A 20,274-nucleotide genomic window follows, 5' to 3' on the forward strand; every position below is an offset into this window, starting at 1 on the left:
TTATCTTTCTATTTCGCTGAGGTCAGAGTTTGAGTTTATTTCTTTGCGAGATGAGGGTCTTTTGTTTAAATAGACACGTCTTTCGGTCGGTCTCTGACTTATCGTTACTCCCTGTTCGGCGCAAGCTTTTTTAAATTCTTCATAATAAGTTTGCTGCTGTATTGAATCGGATGAAACTTCAAGCATTTGTGCTAATGCTAATGCTGCACCATGGATTATAATATCTTTAGGGTTGAAGTCAGTTAAGTGTTCCGGTGGAATAGGCCTGCTTTTTACAACTTTATAAGGTACATTGCATTCTTCAGTATATACTTCTTGATACTTTTTGCTCTTAATGCAGGCTGAAAGAACAAGAGGGAGCATGACAATCAAAGTGAGTTTGTTTAGTTTCATGACTTAACCCCTTCGCTTGTTAGCTCGCAATCAGAGGGCTTTTCGAGCCAATATACGGTATTAGAAATAACCACAATACTACCTGATACCACAAAGCTAGCTGCAGTCACTAAACCATAGCTCGCCATTAATAGTGCACATGCTTCGTTTGAGCAATTTGCCATGGGGATTGCTTCTTCTAGTGCCAACACCTTCTTTTTACGCATGACATTACATTTTTCATCATAGCTATGCGCGTTTTCTGGCACGTAAACGCACCCCGCTAATAGAGTCAAAAGTAGTGCTGAGATAAGCGTTCTCATATGCATCCATGTAATTTTAAGTATCAGAACGAGGAGTGTATGTTATCGAATGTCTAAATACTGTAAGAAAATGTTTATGAGTCGGTATAATCTTAAGAACAGAGATATAATCAAACTATATAAAATAATCAGAGACATACTTGTGTTTAAAAAGCTTAAAGCATTATTAGCTGATTTCAGTAATGAATTACAGCAAACCAACAAGCCTGAGAATTCAATCGATTTTAATACTGGGCTTGCAGCTCTGTTAGTTGAAGTCATGCGCGCTGACAGTAAAATTGAGCAATCGGAATTAGATAAAATTGCCGACATTTTAAAAACACAATGTGAACTCGATACAAGCCAAGTTAAAGCGCTCATTGATAAAGTAAGACCTATGGTTGAAGCTGCGCTAGATTTGCACCAATTTGTAAAAGAAGTAAATGCGAAAACAAGCTACGAAGAGCGCATGGAAGTGATCGAGTTGTTATGGCACGTTGCTTTTGCAGATGGCCATTTAGATGATTATGAAGATCACATCATTCGTAAAATATCGAGTTTGATGTATGTTGCACATGTAGACTTTGTGGCCGCAAAAATACGTGTGCAAGAGAGTCTGGCAAACTAGCTAGGTTCTCTTTAAAATCTTTTTTAGACTCTCAGCCCTCAATCATAATGCACTCATATCAATTTAATTACCCCACAAAAAAGCAAAATAAAACACTGTTTTTATATACAGACTTTGGTTTTTGACGCATAACATTATTACAGCGCGTTTTGTCCAATTTTCACAACTGCGCAAAATTGGACATTCTAAACTCATGTTTACAATGAACTTTTCCTGTGTGAATATTGGGACACGTAATATAGCCCGTTTTGTCGGTATTTATTCAGACAATTTGGGAGAGAATAAGCTGTTAGTGTTCTTGGAGTTTTAGTTGAGAATTAGAGCTAGCCGACAACTCAGAGAGGAAATGTTCAAAAGAGTGCTTATCGCATTAACTTTGTTCGGCGTGGCAATATATATTTTGTCATCACCGGATGGAGTTTGCTTTGAAATACTCTTTAAAGAGTTATGTAACTCTGAAGATAAGTCGGTTGTTCTCACATGGATTTTAGTTGCTGATTCGGTGTTGCTTGCTTATGTCATGTCGCCATTTGTTAAGTATGGCGCATTAAAATTCTTGATAAAGTCAAAAAACGAACACTAACAAAGCAAATTAAAAAGCGCGGACAAAAAACAGTTGGCTTTGTTCGTACCTCACAAATTTTAACCAACTATTTTTTGCCGTTTATTTGCGGCGTTATGTTTAAAGAGAGTATGGACGCAGAATTAAAGAAAAGAGTTGATGTCATAGTTGGGCTTAGCAGACTTGCTGGGGGCATACTTATTTTAATAGGGTGTCTACTAGTATTCTTCTTTGCACAAGCTGCGCTCGATCCGAATGCTGTAATTGAAGTCAACGGAATCCCGACTAAAGAAAAAAGTACAAAAATATCGGCTGTGTTGTTTGCCTGTTTATTTCCAATAAGTGGCCTATTTTTAGCGTTTGCACCTAGCAAATTAATAGACAAATTGGCCGCAAAAATAATTACCCGTTTGAGTTAATTTAAACATAACAAATTAATTAAACAGTGGACGCAAAACAGCAGGCTTGCGCTCATTCTTCGCTTATTTTAGCCTACTGTTTTTCGCCGTTTATTAAGGCGTTAGTTTTATGGAGAAAGTATTGTGGAAATCTGGAAGTTATTGTTCTTTATACCTGCGTGTTTTGCGCTCAATATGACTCCTGGTCCAAACAATCTATTGTCCATGAACAATGCTCGTTGTTACGGTTTCAAATCTGCTTTTATTGCTGGACTTGGTCGTATTGCTGCATTCGCAGTAATGATTGCTTTGGCTGCTTCTGGTTTAGCAGTTGTTCTCTATGCTTCTGAGACTCTATTTCTAGCGATTAAAATTGTGGGCGCTGGTTATTTGTTGTGGATTGCCTTTAATCTTTGGCGTTCGGCAGCAAGTCCTGTTTCTGAACTAGAAAATACTCGCAACCAATTGGGTTTAGCTAAACAAGAATTTTTGCTAGCCGCCGGTAATCCAAAGGCGATCTTAATCTTTACCGCCTTTCTGCCACAGTTCGTCAATGTTTCAGAGAATGTAAATGAACAGTTCTTCGCTCTAGGGGCTACGTTCCTAGTTTTAGAAATGGGTGCAATATCGATTTATGCGATATTTGGAATGTACTTAAGGCAGTGGTTTACGAAGCCGAAAATGGCAAAGCGCTTCAATAGAGGTTGTGCAACTTTTTTGGCTATGTCTGGAGCAAGCTTGTTACTGAGTCGCCAGCAATAAAACTAACAAACTGTTTAAGAGTGATTCGCAACGTGTGGCATTTTTACTATGCGTTGGTTTAAGTGATTAAGGTGGTATGCGGCGGCATTGGTATTGCGTTGCTCACACCTTAACAGGGCGTTATGCGTCTCTTTAAATCGCTGTCTTTAATGCAGTTTTTACTTCAAGTCTTTTCTTCAAATCAGCTTTTAGGTACAGTGACGTAATCAAGTTTTAAGTTGGTCTTGGCTCTTCATTTTTCAATTTAAGCTGTGACTAGAAAGGTCATTCACCAGTCGAACGCTTCTTTGCAATTTTGGGTTTGGTGAGTGTTTTTTAATTTTAAGTTTGGCTTAATAGTGCAGGCGCAAGCGCTTCTAAATTTGAGTGTCAACGCATAACAAAGTCGTCAACGCGGACAAAATTCAGTTGGCTGGTTTCGCTCCGCTTTACATTATAGCCAACTAAATTTTGCCTTTTAACTGAGGCGTTACATTTTTAATGGATTACGCATGAAATATATTATATTGGCAATGTTAGGAATTTCTAATATTGCCAATTCATCTGCTGAGTTTCCTATCGGCAATTGGGAGGCTGTAAGCCGAAGTGGTCAAGCTATTTATGGGAGCTTTACTTTTACGAAAGAGAAGGTCTATTGGGGCCTTTCTTCTGATGCTCCTCCTTGTAGTGCCAATTATTCAGTTAATATAGTGGGTCCCGAAAACTGGGATATAAAGTTCTCAAATAAAAAATGTGATTATGATGATATGAATAATAGCAGCCATAGTAAAAGGCTTGTCGGAATAAACTTACGTGTCGACGCTAGTCTTAGCAGTAAATATGATAAGGTTAGTAAAAGGGCGTGGGTGTCTACAAAATCTGAGGGGTGGAAATCTAATGGGGAAGGTATGTATCAATTTTATAAATCGAGTTTCTACAAAAAAATAAAGATATAACAACTGCCTAGACAAGGACGCAAAACAGCAGGCCAATGCTCTTTCGCCGCTAATTTTAGCCTCTTTTTTCATCAGTTGGGCATAAAGGAATGCTATGAGAAAAATTATAGCTATATTGACATTATTACTTACTACCGTGACTTATGCAGAAAGTGAGATTGAATTAAAAAAAGCATTGAATTCACACTTTAATATGGATGAAGTTAATTATGAATTTGCTTTTGTTGATTTAAACAATGACGGTATAAAAGATGCTTATGTTTACCTTAACGACAGAAACTGGTGTGGCTCAGGTGGTTGCACATCATTTGTTTTTGTTGGTACTAAAGAAGGCTTTAAATTTCAATCTAAAGTTATGATCACTAAAAAGCCGGTATTAGTCTCGCCGATTAAAAATAAAGGGTGGAGCAATTTAGTGGTGTCTACTGGCGGTGTTGGTCAAGTCGTTTTAAATTTTGATGGTTTTGAGTACCCATTAAATCCTTCTATGCAACCTAAAGCTACCGAAAAAGAAGTCCGTAGTTCTAGAATAATTTTAAAATAGCGCAATAAAAAATCTATAAAACGGAGTTCAATTAATGAAGAGGGAATACAAAACAGTTCATTTCGGGTACCAAAGTTTATTTTCGTCAAAAATTGATGCGCAAGCCTTACAAGATGATTTAAATAGTTTGGGCAATAATGGCTGGGAGCTTGTTGAACTAGAGTTCAATATGGGAAGTTTAGGCAATAATACTGCAGCAATTGCTATTTTAAAACGACCTAAATAAGGTAAATGGATTTATATTACCAGTGGCTAAACAACAGGTGGCAAGTGTTAGCTAAACGATAAGTCGAGTCGGAGATTAATGTTAATATGAAAAATGGACATCCTAAGAATCACAAATCTAATGGTATTGTCGATTTGTTTACCCCCCACACTGAGTTGGCCTTGTTGAGCTCAATGCGAAAATCTAAGACTTTAACAATAATGGTTATAGTTTTCGTATTGGCAGTTATTGGTTTCTTATTTTTCTTATTAAGAATGGTTAAATAAATATTTTTCACTGAAACGTTCAAGGTAAATTATAAAACTAACAACCTTTTGAATATGCTAAATTCAGTAGATTATTAGCGCTTATTATGAGTTAGTTCTGATATCCCTCAAAATAGAATAATAAAACTAAGGAGAGAGCAATGCATAAATCTTACTTATTAATTCCTATAACATTTGCTTTGGCTGCGTGTTCATCAACACCGGAAACTGAACAAGCTCAATCGAATTACTTAGACTTGTCTTCGAAAAAACACGTCAAACTTGTTGAAGAGTATTGGACTGTCGTTAAAAGAGTCGAACCAAGATATCCGGTTTCAGCAGCTAAGAAAAATATATCTGGTTGTGTTGACTTGATTGTTGGCATAGATCAAAACGGAAAGGCTAAGGGTTATAAAGTGAGATCTTCATTCCCTAAAGGCGTTTTTGATAAGAATGCCGCGGCAGCATTAACTAAATGGAAGTGGGAGGCGACTGAAAAAAATAAGGATAGTATCCCTGTCTTAACTTCTGTTCGTTTGGACTTTACGACAAGTAGAAATCCAACTGACATTGAATACCTTGAAAATTGTCCAGCTCGTAAAATTTAAAGACAATAATTTTATAATAATATCATGATTTTAGGTCTTGCTTTGTGCAAGCTTTGCACGCTTCAAGACCTGCCTCTAATTTAATGTAATAGCCTCATTCGGGGCGATAGTTTTAAGGAGAAAAATATGAATCCTGCAATTAAAGGGTTAGGTGAAACAGTATTAAGAGTTCGCGATCTGGATAAAATGAAAGAGTTCTACTCTAACATTATTGGTCTTGAACTGATTAAAGAATTTCCTAAGGTGGCATTTTTTAAAATTGCAGATGGGTATGGTGGTCATACACAAGTAATAGGTTTATTTGCTGAAGAGTTACCCAGAGCATTTGTGAATGACAACATCGCAACAGTTGAATCGGCATGTTCTAGCCTGCATCATTTTGCACTAGAAATCTCATCAGAAGATTATTTAGCTGAAAAAACACGCTTAGAGAATGCAGGGTGTGAGGTTATCACCGCTGAACATAATTGGTGTCAGTGGAGGTCGATTTATGTCAAAGATCCAGAGAATAACGTTGTAGAGTTAGTGTGTTACGATAAGTCTGTTGTGTAATAGCATGGCGAATTGAGTCATTGGGCAAATTTTACTGTGTTGTTTTTATTCTGCTATGAATTCAAAATCACTAAGTAAAATCTGCGGTGCTTAAAGCGTTCTATTAAAAAGGAACTCCAACATACATGCTACGATTTGTATTCTTAATCTTCACAGCTATATCTATTTTTTGCCTATATCAGCATATAGTCTGGATGAAAAAAGAAAACTCCAACAAGTTTTCATTGATGTAGGAGAGTATAACCTTAGCTTTAATTTTATAGCAGGGACTAAACCGGCAATCGTCTTTGAGTCGGGATCCGGTGTAGACTCTTCCCACTGGAATATCATAGTTGAAACACTATCCGGTAAAATAGAGAACGCTGTTATTACCTACGACAGAGCTGGTTATGGTTTAAGTGAGTTGCCTAAATCTTCTTACGATATTTATGGCGAAGTCGATGGCCTGAAGAAAGGGCTTGAGCAGTTAGGTTATGCAGATTCATTCGTTTATGTGGGTCACGCCTATGCGTATTACTTAATGCAAATGTATGGCGCCAAATATTCAAACTCACTGAATTCATTAGTGTTCATCGATCCGATCACAGTTGACTTTATCGACTCAATGGGTGGAATAGAAGAAGAGTTGAAAAATATTGATTTGTCTCAGCTGCCTAATAATAACTTAGGTAAAGCCTTAACACGCGAGACAGAGGGATTAGCAGAAACATATGCCTTGGTAAAAAATCTTCGAAACAAGTATAGGAAAAATTGATTCATTATTTCAGCGGAAAAACCTGAATGGTCATCCTCAAAATAGGTCAATGAATGGAAAGGTGCACACAAAAAGTTGTCTTAAAAGTGTAGTAGTAAACTAGTTGTCGCTAAAGGCAGCACTCATGATGTTCCAACTCACTCACCAGAAATCATAGTAAACAAATTAGTTAGTATCTTGAGCAAGTTGTAAGTTTTGTATGGTGGAAAAATCAAACAAAAATAGCGACGAAATCGTCCCTTATCCAGAAACTCTTGCCCAAGCAGTAGAGTTCGTAATACAGTATCATCAATACGCGGTGCAATCGCCTTATCTAAAAGAAGATTAACGCATCAATTTTGCGAAGTTGGACCTGTTTGTACCGCGCTAAAACTCAGAAAACGACCTTTATCAAGTTACAAAGGTTTAATACACATAGGGAAATTTGGTTATATGTCTAAAACAGTTTCACAGAGCAAAAAAATCGCATTAGTGGTAATTCTAGCTGTTGCTGCAGCGGGTTATTATGGTTATTCGAAACTTAGTTATGTTAAAACAATAGCAAGTGAAATTAAGAAAATCACACCTTTTAAAGATGAGCAACTCGCCTTAGACAGCGTTGGTGTGACAGATAAAAATTTCACGTTAGCGTTAACAGTTTCGGGTATTACTTCAAATGAAAAAAATATTGATGAGTTTAAATCTCACTATGATGAGGTGGCATTAAACTATATCTGCCAAAGCTCAAATTATGATGATCAATTTGAAGAGGGTTATCATATAAGTATGCATATTAAATATCAGGATGAACCAAGCAAGACCTTTAGTCGCATTTATGTATCGAAAGATGAGTGTTCAGAACGGAACATATAACGCTGAACTGAATTTAAATCTGTTTCGTTAAGTAAATTCTGTGAATGCGGTATTAGTTTAATGGTTCTACCCATTCTATATGTACGTATAAGGGAAATATATGAAAAACAAGAACCTATCTGACTCAAAACTCATCGTATATGCTTTACTCTTCTCTGCTGTAGTCTGTTTACTCTTTGCATGGGGTTTTGAATTAGGTAAAACGACCGCGTTGAATACGAATGCGAAGATAACAGTGGCAAGCGAATAAACAATAAGCAAAAACCGTCAGCCATAAAAGGGGAAAATGTTGAGTTTTGGAAATCACATTACAGGCAAGCTAAATAACATCGAGTCGTTTATAGAAAACGCGCCAATATATTTCTTTCCTGTAAAAATCTTAGGATGGATATTGTTGTTTTTAGCTTTGATGGTGACGAATGTACTTGCCATAGCCAAGTGGCCATTATCAGCAATGTCAAACAAGGTGAATAAGAAAGCCCAAAGTCTAAATGGGCCTTTGAATTTGTCTAGTGATGAAGAGTTAAGAAAAACCTTAGATGCGAATGAAATTGTCTTGTTAGATTTTTGGGCGCAGTGGTGTGGCCCATGTTTGTTAATGAATAATACACTCAATGAGTTTGCTAAAGAGAATGCTGACAGCATCACAGTAGGTAAAGTTGATGTTTCATTAAACTCGACATTGAGTAAACAATTTGCAGTTAGAGGCTTACCCACAGTGATTGTTTTCCAAAACGGCGAGGAAGTCACAAGAAAAAGTGGTTCGTTAACAAAAACACAGTTGTCGCAATTGATAGCACAAGTAAAAAATTAAGCGCCGATTTTAGCCTGATAACTCACTCAGGTTAATTAAGGTGAAATGCTGAAATAGAGCGCATGAACATTAAACTCATCGAGGATAACAACTGGAATGATATCTTGGCAATTCAAGCTAAAGCCTATCATGAGGTCGATTTAGAAACGTTAGATGTTCTTAAGTCTAAACAAACGGCATCACCTGAAACTTGCTTTGTTTGTGTTTCAGAGCAGAATGAGGCTTTAGGTTATTTACTGGCGCATCCATGGGTAGATTCTGAGCCACCAAAATTGTTTGTGCCGCTATTAGACACTGTTAATAGTGAAACCTTATATCTCCATGATATGGCAGTTAACCCATACTCAAAAGGACAAGGCATTGGCCGGACAATGATGGTAAAACTAATTGAAATTGCCAAAGCTAAAGGGTTTAAACGAATAAGCCTTGTGGCAGTTCAAGGTGCTAATAGCTTTTGGTCACTACAGGGATTTAGAGAGATTGCAGAGGCGAATATATCTTCAACTTATGGAGAAAACGCGGTTTTCATGGAAATGGAAGTTGTGGCATAACAAAGTTCATCTCTGTTTTTCTGTTTTTTTGCTATTAATTTAACTTAATATTGTAGCGCCTACGTAAAGGCGTATTCGCCAAGGAGGCATTATGTTTAGAGTCGTTATTGGGCTTTCTATTGTCCTTTCTTTTATATGCATGTTGTTAGCAGCAGCGCCTTTCACGCCAGCAATCAGTGTTTCATTTATACTTTTGTTGTTTGCTGGGTTTATTGGTTACAAAGGTTTTCTTCAGTCAGGTATTGTTTTGTTATTCATTAATACCCTTGCTGTTGTAGGGAGCCCGAGTATAGATATATCAAATACCAGCACATTGTTTTTTGTATTGGTTGTTTTTGTAATTTCTTTTGGTGGTGTCTTTTTTGGAGTAAGGAAATTAAACGGGGCGCAAAGTATTAACAATGAATGTAGAAATAACGAATGAAGAAAATAAAAATAACTGAAGGTTTATACCAATTCCAATTTCCTCCTTTTGAAAATCAACATTTTGGATTTAACATTTATGCTTTGATAAACGGTCAAGAAGCGCTGTTAATCGATACAGCATTTGAGCAACATGCAAAACAGGTTCGCGAGAATTTAAAAAAGGAAGGTATTGAAATCACGAAAGTCGTTTTTTCGCATTTTCACCCTGATCATATTTCAGGGTTACCTGAACTTAATTCGCCGATTTTGTATGGTAATGGGCTCTATAAAGCGTCACTTAATAAATATACACCGATAGAAAAACATCATTTCTTTGATGGAATGAATACTTTAACTGAGCGCTCTCAATTAACTTTTGGATCGTTTAACCTGACATTCAAATTGGTTCAAGGTCACGTTATTTGTGGCATGTTCACCATTATCAATAATCAGTTTGTACATGTAGCCGATGATTTAATGACTTCAAATGAAGGAGCGCCACTTTTACCTTCTGTGCATGTTGATAATGCTAAGAAGCATTTTGATTCTTTAGAGCTTCTTAAACGTTATGCTTCATGCACTTTATTATTGTCACACGGTAATGCGTTATCTGGAGAGTCTGAAATCTTATCAGCCATAAGCGATAGACAATCTTATTTAGAAGCCATAACTAACAGTTCACAACCCATTTCGATAGATGCAGCGCTACAAGATACTCGTTGTGACTTTCTTCACAAAGAGTGGCATAAATATGTTTATCTTTAACGAGGTTAGCTCTCATCTTTATAGGTACGCGTAATGGTGTTTGAATTCGACAGAGTAAAATACCAAATGATTGATGCCAAAATTAGCCTTTGTTTAGGTTTATTGGTCATTTTGGCACTGATTGTGGAATTCTTAATTGGAACACATAGCATATTACTTTTGACTACACTCATACCTTCAGTAATCTATTGGGCGCATAAGGGCTTATCAAGTGAAGCGTTTTTCAAGGAAAAACAAGCACAAATCGTTAAAGTTGTCGATTCTAGGCTGATTATATTAAATCAGATAACAGGGTATGAATTTTCTAGAGACTTAAATAAAGTGAGAAAAGTAAAGTACAAAACTTTTTTAGGGTTTAGTATTGTTGCCGTTGAATTTACATGTAATGAGTATTTTCAGTTCTTTTGCTATAAAAACTCAGAACATCTGTTTAGTTTATTAAATAAAGAACATTTTTAATAAACAGTGATTAAGGTTAGCTTTCTATAAAATAAAAGTAGGTATTTTAAGGATGAAAATGCAAGAAGCACATTTAGCAAATTTCAATAAAATCTTTATAGAAAAGGCTGGTTGGATTATGGCTGGAAGTTCGCTAGCGCTATTGGGATTAATCATGGTTTTTAATAGCTCGGTATTGGCTTTAACGCTTGGCGCTTCAATTGGACTATTCATTGGCATGATTTGTCCGTTTTTATGGCAAAAAAACTTTCAGTTTTTAAATCTCTTATTAGTGAACTTTTTGTTTATTTTGCCCTCAGTTTACTTAACGAATTCAACAGAGCAGGTTCATGTCACTTTTCAGTTTATCCTCACTGTCATTGCGGTCTCGGCTTTATGTTGGTTTGTCTTTAAGTCTAAATTGGTTGTTTTTCTAAAAATAAAAAAAGAAGGCTACTAGGTAAATAGTTTTACTCATTAATCCCTTGTTTCTAAAGTGGTAATTACTTAATGTGATTGGCCATAAATAATGGTTATATATACTTAGAATTATTATAAGGTAGTTGTTATGGAGCCAAAAGATTTTGCTGAGCATAATCGTGGGTTAACATTTTTTGATGTACTCGGTATAGCTGTGTGTTGGACTGCAATCTTAGTTTTACTCTTTTTTATTAACAGTTCTCCGGGGGCCATAATCTTAGGCTTGATCACTGGTGTTTACTTGTCGAAGATTATCATCCAAAAATAGAAGCTGTAATGGCTAAAAAGCGTTTCTATGGGGCGCAAACTTGTATTATTTCAATATAAATGTTGTAAAGCCCTAGCAGGGGCTTTACAACGGTGACTTCATTTTTAGTTATATCTATTAAGCAATAATCCCTGGGATCTCCTTACCAAAATCAAGACTGACACCACAGGCTTTTGCTGCAGTGTGTAGTAAATCATGTTGGTTATAACCAGAGCCCATGTCACTGACAACCCCCCGATTTATTCGTGTGCCGCCACCCGCAATGAGGTATGAGCAAGGGTTTGCTGAATGTTTATCGGCATGACCCATATCTGAAGTTTCTAACACAATGGTACTATCTAGTATTCCTGCGGCTTTAAGCTTTTGGATAAAGTAAGCACTCAAACTACCTAGGTGACTTCGCATCTCGGTATAGTATGGGTAGTTTGGTTGGCCATTACTGCCTCCGTGAATTGCATTGTGATAGTGGCCTTGGAAGTTCAATTCAGGAATTCTGAACTCTGATTGGTGATTACCAAACGCAAGTGAAACTGAACTGGTCAAATTGCACTGAAGTGCAGCAACAGCAATATCAGCCTGTAATCGCGCTTGTTGACTGAATGTGTCAAAGGTCAGCCCAAACTCAGTATTGTCTGGCGCAATTCCACAAGAAACCCCACCGTAGAGATCGTCTAAGCGTTTTTGGGTATCAGACATAGCGTCAAGGTGGTCGTTCATCCTTTGAATTTCATATCCAGCAAGACGGCTTTTAATCGCATTAGCGGCTGACATATGCGCGTCTATGATGGGGGTTTTACTATTGCTGCCCTGCGTTGATCCAAACACCATTTTAAACACGGTGAATGGATTTTCTTGAAACGGCAAATGATTGCGGTTGTCTTTGGTGAGCTGCCCTTGACCGTTACTATGCACACCTAAGTTTAGGTAGCGAAAAGGCAAGTTAGGCCCAAGCGCATTACCCATAGTTACATCGTAACTGTCGCTGCCCCAGTTCTCTGCGAGTAGAATAGGCATACGGCCATGTCCTGCATTAGAGTGAGACATATTGACCATAAAGTTACATTCAGTTTTTACTGGCTCATATCCGGCCGACATGGCACCTAGTTGCATGCTTTCACCGCTGCCGCTCGGATTCCAAAGAGAAGCAATTGACCCGCCAGGGATATAAATTGAGACGGTTTTATTCGGTAGGCCTGCATCTTGTGCTTCTGCATCTCTTGCAACGAGTAGACCAGAAATCAAAGGAGATGTACGGATCAAAGTGGCAGAAATACCTGACGCCATAAATACTTTTAAAAGTCTACGGCGTGACATCATCATGTTATTTAAATGTTTATCTTTCATTTTATTAACCTTCTTCGTGTGATCCGTGTTATTGATTTCTTGACCAAGCTTTGCGATAGCGTACTGACTTTAATGAACCAAACTTTTCTAACATGGCTCTTGGACTGTCTTGCATTAAGGCATTAGTCAGCGTGTCTATTTCACACATGTAACCTATTTGCTCTTTCTCTGACAGGCGTTTGTCTTCTTCATTCGATGGGTCTATGGCATCATGGCCCACTCCGATGACATACCTGAACATCTGCTGCGGTAAACAGCTTTGTGCAGATGAAAGGCCGGCAATGACTGAACCTAGTTGCTTGGCACCATTGAATGGTACAGAGTCGCTTACCTCAGCATACTTCTCTGGGGCATAGAGCGTACCTGAGGCGTCTATTGCATTGCCATTATTATCATTGCTTCGGATCTTGCCCACAGCATCAAAGTCTTCCATTCCGAATCCCATTGGGTTGATATATTTTTCATGGCAACTTGAGCAAGGCTGGCCTTCAGTTAGACTGTGGTACTTCATGCGGTTTGTGGTTGCAGGGTCTTGTAACATGTCAGACAGTTCGGCAAGTCTTTGCTCTCTGGCTTCAAATGTTCCAGCTGGTGGATCGGGTTGCTCTTGGCATAGCATTCGACGACGTACCCGCACCGAGCGAAGAATAGGGTGAGACTCAGCAACTTCCGCCCAGCGAGACATGAATGCGCCATTGGCTAATATGCCGCCGCGTTCAGTTGTATCTACCTTTTGCATTGTCTCTCCTGTGACGCCTGCAATGTTGTAGTGCTCTGCCAGTAATTGGTTCACGAATGTGAAATCGGCAGTATATAAAGAGCTAAAGCTTTCTTCAGGTTGAGTCATGATATACGAGAAGGTTTCATTCATTTCAGCTTTCATTGCCGGCACTAATTGCGCAAAACCTGGATAGATGTCTTGATCTTTAGTCGCGACTTCTAAACTGCCTGTACCTAACCAACTACCCACAAAATCACCCAATACTGACTTTGAGCTATCAGCTAAGCGGTTTGCATGTGCAATAATGTTGGCTTCGTCACGGAGCTCATCTCGTTCAGCTGCTTGCCAAAGAAGCTCATCGGGTGTTGAACCTGTGAAAGTATAAGAAAGGAAAGTCGCCATTTCCCAAGACGTCAGCTCAAATGCATCGTAATCTAGCTCTGAGTTATCAGGGTTTGGCTCACCTAATTCGTGACGATAAATAAATTGCGGTGATGACAACAGCCCTTCCAGCGCAAGTGTCATACCAGCTTCAATGTCTCCATTGTTAAAAAAGCCAGTTGCAATCAATCTATAATTCTGTGATTCGTCTTGTGTAAGTGGACGGCGGAAAATTTTAGGTGCCAAGTCGCCTACTAAGCTATTCGCACAGTTTTCGTCTATGGCTTCACAACTCAATGCAGTTGCAAAGTTTTGTTCAGCAACCCATGTTGAAACCTCTTCTGCAACTAGCAAGTAATTACTGTAATTCGACGGTTGAACACTTGCATGGGTATTATTGATAAAAAAACCTACCTGAGAATCAGGTGACAGCCCATCGGATACCAGAAAATCGATGCCTAGAAGATCTTCGACTGAATTTTGATACTCAGTTTGAGTTAAGATTTTTAACTGTCTAGCTCCGTATGCAACGGGTGCTAAGTTTAAATCACAGGTCAATGGGGCTGGCCAAAGTGTCTGTAAATATGCAGCAATGTCTGTGGCGCATTGTTCGTCACACGCACTTGGTGTGCCATAAGGCATAGTTGTGGTGATGGTCTCAATCATGGTTTGCATATCTCGCTCTGTATTGAGCGCCGGAAATGAGCCTAAACCGCCGCCTTCTGAGCCGTGGCAGCCAGCACAACCTGACTTGTAGAGTTGCATACCTCTGGCAATGGGATCTGTTTGTGTCACAGTCACACGTTCAACATTACTAGGCTCTGAGGGCATAGAATCGTTGATGGCAATGACTTTGTAATCAAACTCACCAGATTCAGGTAAACCCGTTTCGTAAGAGCTTGCATTAGACGCAAGCTCTGCTGCAGTTTGCCATTGGCCGTCAACGCTTTTATAGCGCACTAAATAATTGCTCTCATTGTTACTATTATCTTGCCAGTTCAACTGTGCTTTACTGTCACTTGAGACAAAATCTGCACTGAGTTCAGTCGGTGCAGCGGGCTTGTCAGCCATCGCGACTGGCTCAAAATTGTCTTGTTCGGCAGTTGAATAGGTGAGGTTAAAATAGACAGGAACCGTTTCTCCAATACTGCTGAGATTGGCAACAACGCGCAGTGCTTCAATACCATAATCCATCTCGAAGGTTTTACTGTCGATGATCAGCGGAGAAAGCGTGCTGACATTGATTTTGCCAGTTGCAAGTTTTACCACTAACACATCTAGACTTATTGCTTGATTAACGCCATGTAAGCTTATTTGGCCAGTGAGGTTCTGGATCACAGGGTTGCCAATGGTGAGATTACTCAGTAAGTCACTGTCAATTTGTGCACTAAAGAATGCGGTGGGCAATATGTCAGTTTCAAACAGCAGGTCTAAGATCCGACTATTTCTGATATCGACTCCAGTAGACACGGTATTTAAATCTACTGCTAGTTTTACGTTACCCTCGGCGTCGATACTACCAGACAGAGCAGGGGTCTCAGCATGTTGAGAGGCAAACTGGTTGTGCTCAGCCACGTGGTCTTTTTTAACCGACACATAACTGAGAACAGACTCTGTGATATCTAGTTGCCATAACCCTGTTTCTGTTACAGTGTCTGGAGGAGTAGGCACTGAGTTAATACAGATATCGCCGCTGAGGTTGATATTCAGTTCGTCAGTTACTCCATTTTTATTGGCGACAAAGCCTAATCCGTAGGATTGATCAGCATGAATGCTATTACCTTGTGACGAGATTATGCAGCCAGTATCGCCACAATCGAATTGACCATTCCAACTATTCTGAAGAGAGATACCTTGATCCCATGAAAGTTCGATGGCCCAGTCGTTTAAGGTCTGATCTGACGTGTTTTGAATAACAATTTCGGCTTTAAAGCCAGTATTCCAATTATCTGGGATTGTTAAAGTACATTCAGCTGCTTGAGCGAAAGAGGCACTTGCCAGAAGACTAAAGCCGGCTGCGAATTTACTTATTATAGGTGTAACAGGTGCAGCATGAATGATAGTGAACAATCGTTTTAGGTTATTGAATTTCATTTTCTTTCCCTCCTATTGTTGCGCTTCAAAAACGAGGTTGAAGCTCACAGGTACCACGTAGCTGATCACAGATAAACTTGCTAGCGTCTTAAGGGTCTCGATACCTGATTCTAGGCCAAAGTCTGTTGCGTTTAGCAGCACGGGTGACAAGCTTTGCACCAGAATGGTTTTGTTTGTAAGGCGTCGAATTATGATGTCAGCTGTGATTTCTTTCGTGACACCAGAGAGGGTAAGGATAGCCGTAATAGATTGTTTCTCGTCACTACCTATGGGCATGGCAATCAATGCCGCGTAATCGACATTAAGTAATACTTCTGCTTGAGGGTAAACCTGCGTATCGAATAAATATTCTTTCATTCTACCGTCGCGGGTTTCATTGTTGGTATCAACACTGTTTAGATCTATGCTGAATTGAGCAACCCCATCAGGGCTAATTGAACCACTCAGCGTGTTAAATGTGTGGGCCTCAACTAAGTGCTGTTTTTTAGTCGATACAAAGTAGAGTTGAGAACTTTGTGGGTTTAGGGTTAGCGGCTCACTGATAGGTGGTGCTTCTGGCGCTGTTACTTTTATCAAGATAGGTTCACTGACGGTATTCATTACACCATCACTGACTGTCAAAGTAACAGAGAACATGCCTTCTTTATCAAACACATAAGTGGGACTTGGTTCGTTAGATTTAGTCCCGTTGCCAAAATCCCAAGTGAAGGTAAGAGGATCTCCATCTAAGTCATAGGAAGCATTACCATCAAAATTCACAGTCAGTGGATATTCTCCGGATGTCACTGAGGCGGATGCCAATGCAGAGGGGGGATGATTAATGTTTCCATCTGGTGAGCATAAACCGCCGAGTGAAGGGGCTGTTGGAGAATCATTCTCTTGTGCTTTTTGTGCGTTAAAGCCAAAGTCTAAGCTCTGACCTGGGTGAATTGTTTTGTTGTAGTTCTCGTTGGTGATTTCATACGGGTTACTTCCGCTATGTAAGCCGTGCCATACCCCAGTTAATTTGGTGTTATCTGAAAACGCCATGAGAACTTTCCAGTTTTCAATAGCGACATTTTCGGTGTTGGTCATAGTAACTTTACCACGGAACCCTGAGATCCACTCTTCTTCTACTTCAAACACACATAGAGCAGATTCAGGCTGAGCTTCACTAACCGTGATTTCTATTGGTGTCGCAGAATAGCTGCCAGTAGCATTGCTTAAGGTAAGTGAGGCGGAAAAAGTACCTGGTTGTTCGTAAACATGTTGCGGGTTTATCTCAGCGGAGCGAGAGCCATCCCCGAAATCCCATAAATAACTCATAGAACCTGATGAAGAATGAGTGACTTGACTTGAAAATGAGATGGTTGCAGGGGCAGTACCTTGTATGTTTGAGGCGGTAATTGCAACTTCAACAATATCGTTATCTGAGTCTGAGTTATCATTGCAGATCCCGAATAATCTGGGCGAAACAACGGCTTGGCCTGGTGTTTTCTGAACGTTAAAGCCAAAAGACTGAGTCGAGTTAGGGTGAATATGACGATTCCAGCTTAAGTTTTCTAATTGATATGGGTTATTGCCATTTAGTTGAGTTTGCCAAGCATTGGTAATTAACTCTCCTTGACTAAACTCCAGCCCGACTTCCCAGCCCTCTATCGTTGTGCTTGTGTTGTTGTGAACGGACACTTCTGCGGTGTAGCCACTTTGCCATTCATTAGTGACTTTGAACTCACATTGTGCCGCTAAGCTTTGTGTGGTGTACCCTAAAGCGACTATGCAGACCCCGATTGGTAGGTATCGATGCTGCTTGTTGTAACTATGTTGTCTCATAAAATTCCCCGAAACATTACCATCTGAAATGTTGTTTCCTTGCTGTTCGTTGCCGAGTGGGCATTGACCAGAGCGAATGGGCTTTAAGTAGCGAGCACAAGTTTGGGTACTAAGAGAGACTAAACTAGAAGGGGGCAATGATTACCAAAGGCGTGAATACCAAAAGGCTGCGCACACACAATATGTGTGTAACAGCCTAGCACACTATTAGTGGCATTCAGCAACCCCGCTATCTTAGTTTTCACCTTAGACCGGAAGCTTTGCGTCCCTTTCTTTCGAAAGGTTTGCTATTTTAAGCCTGTAATACCGATCTTCATTAATACTCAACCGTTTTGAGGGATTAAAACTGATGCGCTCTGCGTTAAAATTTCTTATTTAGAACAACTAAATAGAAAAATTTCGCCTTGCAAGCATCCAGTCTTCTTTGCCTCAAAATAAATCGTTTAATTAAGAAGATTGGTATAAAAGGAAGTTAGTTTAAAGCTGTCATAAATACAAAGCGAAAACTAAAAGTTCACATTGTTTGCACATTTCGACAAGCGCAACCATGAACGGTTTTACACACTTCAAATACTTCCTAATATTCAATAAACCTTTGCTTACTCCTTAATATAATTAGAGAAAATTAAGAAAGTTCGGTTTGAGATGGACTTATGTTACACGCGGTTCATCTTCAAACTTGGTTTATATAAAAACATCTTAGAAACAAAATATGTGGCAAATAAGGAAGCGAGTATAATTTTTAAGATATTTTAGGTTACACTGCGAAGCTGTACCTAATTAAATTACTCGTGCTGGTTATAAGGAATTAAGCAATGAGAAGCTATCTCTTAGTTGCAATCATAGTATGTTTACTCCCATGGTGTGTTCATAGCAAACCAATTGATACTCTAAAAGCCGACATTGAGTTGCTTCTAGATTCTAAGAGGGCAAAGGTGGGGGTTTCTATCTGGGACCAAAATGCCGAACCTGTGTTTTCATTCAATGGAGATTCTAAATTACCCATGCAGAGTGTCTTTAAGTTTCATATTGCTGCGGCTGTTTTATCAGAAGTTGATAAGGGCAAGTGGTCTCTTGAAGATAAGATAAAGATTACACCGAATGACTTAGATAATGGATTATGGAGCCCAATCCGAAAAAAGTACCCAACTGGAACAGAGCTCACACTTTCCGAAGTCATCAGGTACACAGTCTCAGTAAGTGACAATGTAGGATGTGACATTCTATTAAGCATGCTTGGCGGCCCTAAGAAGCTTGAAGATTACTTGCATCAATCAGGCATAAAAGATATTGCCGTAATATATAACGAAGAAAACATGCAAAAGGTGTGGCAGCGCCAGTATGAGAACTGGACAACTGCGAATGCTGCTAATACCGCATTAAGGCAATTTTATATTAATAAAAACTTGCTTTCGGATAAAAGCCATCAATTTCTTTGGGATGTGATGAAAGGCTCTAAGACAGGTCGTAAAACAATTAGAGCAGGTGTGCCAAAAGATATACAAGTTGCGCATAAAACAGGCCACTCAGGTAAAAATGCGTATGGTGTGACAGGTGCTCAGAACGACATTGGTATTGTGTTTCTTCCAAGTGGTCAACATTACTATATCAGTGTATTGGTAAGTGACTCTTATGAAACGAGTGAAACGAATCAAAATATCATTGCAAAAATATCTGAATTAACGTGGCAGTTTTTTACAAATAAAACCCTTTAGTGGTGTTATTGAAATCATTGTAAGAGCGCATTAGCGAATAAGGCGCTCTTACATTAGTGGTAAATACTTAACGTGGCGGGTCAATTTGACCATTTACACTATTATTGACCCTAAACCAGCCTGCAATTGAAAAGCGTTCAGCCTTTGCTGGCAGAACTTCATGAGGAAACTCGTCACTGAGAAAAGTAACAAGGGTGCCAAAATGTGGCGAAACACGGGTAAGTTCTTTGTCGTGATCTTCACCGTCATAAATGACCAACTCTCCGCCATTTTCGGCTTGCCAATCTGGGTTTAAATACAACACAGTAGAAAGTAAACGGTTGGTTTGGCCCTTGAATGCATCAAGGTGCTTTTTGTAAAAAGCACCTGGCTGATAGTGCGCAAAATGACATTCGTAGCTAAATAGTCCCATGAATAAACGCTTATTCATGTAAGCTTTTAACTCATCCATATAGTCTAGAAAGCAACCTTCAAGTGCGTTGCTGTTATCTAACCAATGAATTTTGTCACTGCGAATGGTTTCATTCTTTTGATGATCATCTTTGCGACCGATACCTGCTTCATCAAACGTGTTGAAGTCAAACTCAGCAAGACGAGATTTTAACGCCTGAAGCGCAGGTAATTCTTGGTCTAGCGTTTGAATGCTGTAGCCTGTAAATTGCAAGTCTTGGGCAATGTTGGCAAAGAGTTCTGTATTATTGGTCACAAATTTGCTCATCTAAAATAGTTTGGCTGCGTTTTACCAT

Annotated in this window: 26 protein-coding genes and 1 riboswitch; of the genes, 20 read left to right on the forward strand and 6 right to left on the reverse strand. The window is 39.1% G+C overall.

Features of this window, described 5'->3' with window-relative positions; genetic code table 11:
• Together PP2015_RS20095 and PP2015_RS20100 are read right to left on the reverse strand one after the other, a co-directional pair.
• Complete coding sequence (locus PP2015_RS20095) at window positions 1-393, reverse strand: hypothetical protein (RefSeq protein WP_058032272.1); 393 nt, start codon at window positions 391-393, stop codon at window positions 1-3.
• A complete protein-coding gene (locus tag PP2015_RS20100; RefSeq protein ID WP_058032273.1) occupies window positions 390-695 on the reverse strand; it encodes a hypothetical protein in 306 nt (101 codons plus the stop codon). Before PP2015_RS20100 ends, PP2015_RS20095 begins: the two co-directional genes overlap by 4 nt.
• 76 nt (window positions 696-771) lie before the next feature.
• Between PP2015_RS20100 and PP2015_RS20105 the strand changes: the two genes are divergently transcribed.
• The 19 genes from PP2015_RS20105 to PP2015_RS20185 all read left to right on the forward strand — a co-directional run bounded on the left by PP2015_RS20105 (window position 772) and on the right by PP2015_RS20185 (window position 11,173).
• Window positions 772-1,302, forward strand: a complete 531-nt coding sequence (locus PP2015_RS20105) for a tellurite resistance TerB family protein (protein ID WP_083496698.1) — start codon at window positions 772-774, stop codon at window positions 1,300-1,302.
• Between the two features lie 346 nt (window positions 1,303-1,648).
• A complete protein-coding gene (locus PP2015_RS20110) occupies window positions 1,649-1,885 on the forward strand; it encodes a hypothetical protein (protein ID WP_058032274.1) in 237 nt (78 codons plus the stop codon).
• A gap of 95 nt (window positions 1,886-1,980) precedes the next feature.
• Window positions 1,981-2,283: a hypothetical protein gene (locus PP2015_RS20115; protein ID WP_169792735.1), complete on the forward strand. Its 303-nt coding sequence runs from the start codon at window positions 1,981-1,983 to the stop codon at window positions 2,281-2,283.
• A gap of 123 nt (window positions 2,284-2,406) precedes the next feature.
• Window positions 2,407-3,024 (forward strand): LysE family translocator, encoded by a 618-nt coding sequence (locus PP2015_RS20120; RefSeq protein WP_058032276.1) that lies wholly within the window; start codon window positions 2,407-2,409, stop codon window positions 3,022-3,024.
• A gap of 491 nt (window positions 3,025-3,515) precedes the next feature.
• Window positions 3,516-3,959 (forward strand): hypothetical protein, encoded by a 444-nt coding sequence (locus PP2015_RS20125; RefSeq protein ID WP_058032277.1) that lies wholly within the window; start codon window positions 3,516-3,518, stop codon window positions 3,957-3,959.
• Window positions 3,960-4,053: 94 nt separating this feature from the next.
• Complete coding sequence (locus tag PP2015_RS20130) at window positions 4,054-4,503, forward strand: hypothetical protein (RefSeq protein ID WP_058032278.1); 450 nt, start codon at window positions 4,054-4,056, stop codon at window positions 4,501-4,503.
• Between the two features lie 34 nt (window positions 4,504-4,537).
• The gene (locus tag PP2015_RS20135) at window positions 4,538-4,729 is read left to right on the forward strand and encodes a DUF4177 domain-containing protein (protein ID WP_058032279.1); all 192 of its coding nucleotides are present in this window, start codon (window positions 4,538-4,540) and stop codon (window positions 4,727-4,729) included.
• A 406-nt stretch (window positions 4,730-5,135) separates the two neighbouring features.
• Window positions 5,136-5,582, forward strand: coding sequence for an energy transducer TonB (locus tag PP2015_RS20140; RefSeq protein WP_058032280.1), 447 nt, complete (start codon window positions 5,136-5,138; stop codon window positions 5,580-5,582).
• A gap of 126 nt (window positions 5,583-5,708) precedes the next feature.
• Window positions 5,709-6,134 (forward strand): VOC family protein, encoded by a 426-nt coding sequence (locus tag PP2015_RS20145; RefSeq protein ID WP_058032281.1) that lies wholly within the window; start codon window positions 5,709-5,711, stop codon window positions 6,132-6,134.
• A gap of 169 nt (window positions 6,135-6,303) precedes the next feature.
• Window positions 6,304-6,888, forward strand: coding sequence for an alpha/beta fold hydrolase (locus PP2015_RS20150; RefSeq protein WP_058032282.1), 585 nt, complete (start codon window positions 6,304-6,306; stop codon window positions 6,886-6,888).
• Between the two features lie 199 nt (window positions 6,889-7,087).
• Complete coding sequence (locus PP2015_RS22150) at window positions 7,088-7,216, forward strand: hypothetical protein (RefSeq protein WP_257720523.1); 129 nt, start codon at window positions 7,088-7,090, stop codon at window positions 7,214-7,216.
• 104 nt (window positions 7,217-7,320) lie between these two features.
• A complete protein-coding gene (locus PP2015_RS20155) occupies window positions 7,321-7,740 on the forward strand; it encodes a hypothetical protein (protein WP_058032283.1) in 420 nt (139 codons plus the stop codon).
• A gap of 100 nt (window positions 7,741-7,840) precedes the next feature.
• Window positions 7,841-7,990, forward strand: coding sequence for a hypothetical protein (locus PP2015_RS21990; protein ID WP_157599127.1), 150 nt, complete (start codon window positions 7,841-7,843; stop codon window positions 7,988-7,990).
• 36 nt (window positions 7,991-8,026) lie between these two features.
• Window positions 8,027-8,554: a thioredoxin family protein gene (locus PP2015_RS20160; RefSeq protein ID WP_058032284.1), complete on the forward strand. Its 528-nt coding sequence runs from the start codon at window positions 8,027-8,029 to the stop codon at window positions 8,552-8,554.
• 62 nt (window positions 8,555-8,616) lie between these two features.
• Window positions 8,617-9,105, forward strand: a complete 489-nt coding sequence (locus tag PP2015_RS20165; protein ID WP_058032285.1) for a GNAT family N-acetyltransferase — start codon at window positions 8,617-8,619, stop codon at window positions 9,103-9,105.
• Window positions 9,106-9,196: 91 nt separating this feature from the next.
• Window positions 9,197-9,529, forward strand: coding sequence for a DUF6419 family natural product biosynthesis protein (locus PP2015_RS20170; protein ID WP_058032286.1), 333 nt, complete (start codon window positions 9,197-9,199; stop codon window positions 9,527-9,529).
• Window positions 9,526-10,275 (forward strand): MBL fold metallo-hydrolase, encoded by a 750-nt coding sequence (locus PP2015_RS20175; RefSeq protein ID WP_058032287.1) that lies wholly within the window; start codon window positions 9,526-9,528, stop codon window positions 10,273-10,275. The genes PP2015_RS20170 and PP2015_RS20175 overlap by 4 nt, the downstream gene beginning before the upstream one ends.
• A 33-nt stretch (window positions 10,276-10,308) precedes the next feature.
• The gene (locus PP2015_RS20180; protein ID WP_058032288.1) at window positions 10,309-10,734 is read left to right on the forward strand and encodes a hypothetical protein; all 426 of its coding nucleotides are present in this window, start codon (window positions 10,309-10,311) and stop codon (window positions 10,732-10,734) included.
• 58 nt (window positions 10,735-10,792) lie between these two features.
• Window positions 10,793-11,173: a hypothetical protein gene (locus PP2015_RS20185; RefSeq protein WP_138560235.1), complete on the forward strand. Its 381-nt coding sequence runs from the start codon at window positions 10,793-10,795 to the stop codon at window positions 11,171-11,173.
• 405 nt (window positions 11,174-11,578) lie between these two features.
• Here the strand turns inward: PP2015_RS20185 and PP2015_RS20195 are convergent, their stop codons facing one another.
• Genes PP2015_RS20195 through PP2015_RS20205 form a run of 3 tightly spaced genes read right to left on the reverse strand, consistent with a single transcriptional unit; the run spans window position 11,579 to window position 17,813 of the window.
• Window positions 11,579-12,805 carry a DUF1552 domain-containing protein gene (locus PP2015_RS20195; protein ID WP_058032291.1) on the reverse strand — a complete coding sequence of 409 codons (1,227 nt, stop codon included), beginning with the start codon at window positions 12,803-12,805 and terminating at the stop codon, window positions 11,579-11,581.
• 28 nt (window positions 12,806-12,833) lie between these two features.
• On the reverse strand, window positions 12,834-16,001 hold the full coding sequence (locus tag PP2015_RS20200) for a DUF1592 domain-containing protein (protein ID WP_058032292.1): 3,168 nt from the start codon (window positions 15,999-16,001) through the stop codon (window positions 12,834-12,836).
• Window positions 16,002-16,013: 12 nt separating this feature from the next.
• Window positions 16,014-17,813, reverse strand: a complete 1,800-nt coding sequence (locus PP2015_RS20205) for a cellulose binding domain-containing protein (protein ID WP_058032293.1) — start codon at window positions 17,811-17,813, stop codon at window positions 16,014-16,016.
• A 216-nt stretch (window positions 17,814-18,029) separates the two neighbouring features.
• Window positions 18,030-18,112, reverse strand: a riboswitch (cyclic di-GMP riboswitch).
• Between the two features lie 516 nt (window positions 18,113-18,628).
• On the opposite strand from PP2015_RS20205, the gene bla reads away from it, so the two are divergent.
• On the forward strand, window positions 18,629-19,528 hold the full coding sequence (gene bla, locus PP2015_RS20210; protein WP_058032294.1) for a class A beta-lactamase, subclass A2: 900 nt from the start codon (window positions 18,629-18,631) through the stop codon (window positions 19,526-19,528).
• 67 nt (window positions 19,529-19,595) lie between these two features.
• Here bla and PP2015_RS20215 read toward each other — a convergent pair whose 3' ends face one another.
• Complete coding sequence (locus PP2015_RS20215; protein ID WP_227009261.1) at window positions 19,596-20,234, reverse strand: 2OG-Fe(II) oxygenase; 639 nt, start codon at window positions 20,232-20,234, stop codon at window positions 19,596-19,598.
• Window positions 20,235-20,274: the final 40 nt, after the last annotated feature.

Origin of the sequence: Pseudoalteromonas phenolica, assembly GCF_001444405.1 — a bacterium.
In the GTDB taxonomy this organism is placed as follows: domain Bacteria; phylum Pseudomonadota; class Gammaproteobacteria; order Enterobacterales; family Alteromonadaceae; genus Pseudoalteromonas; species Pseudoalteromonas phenolica.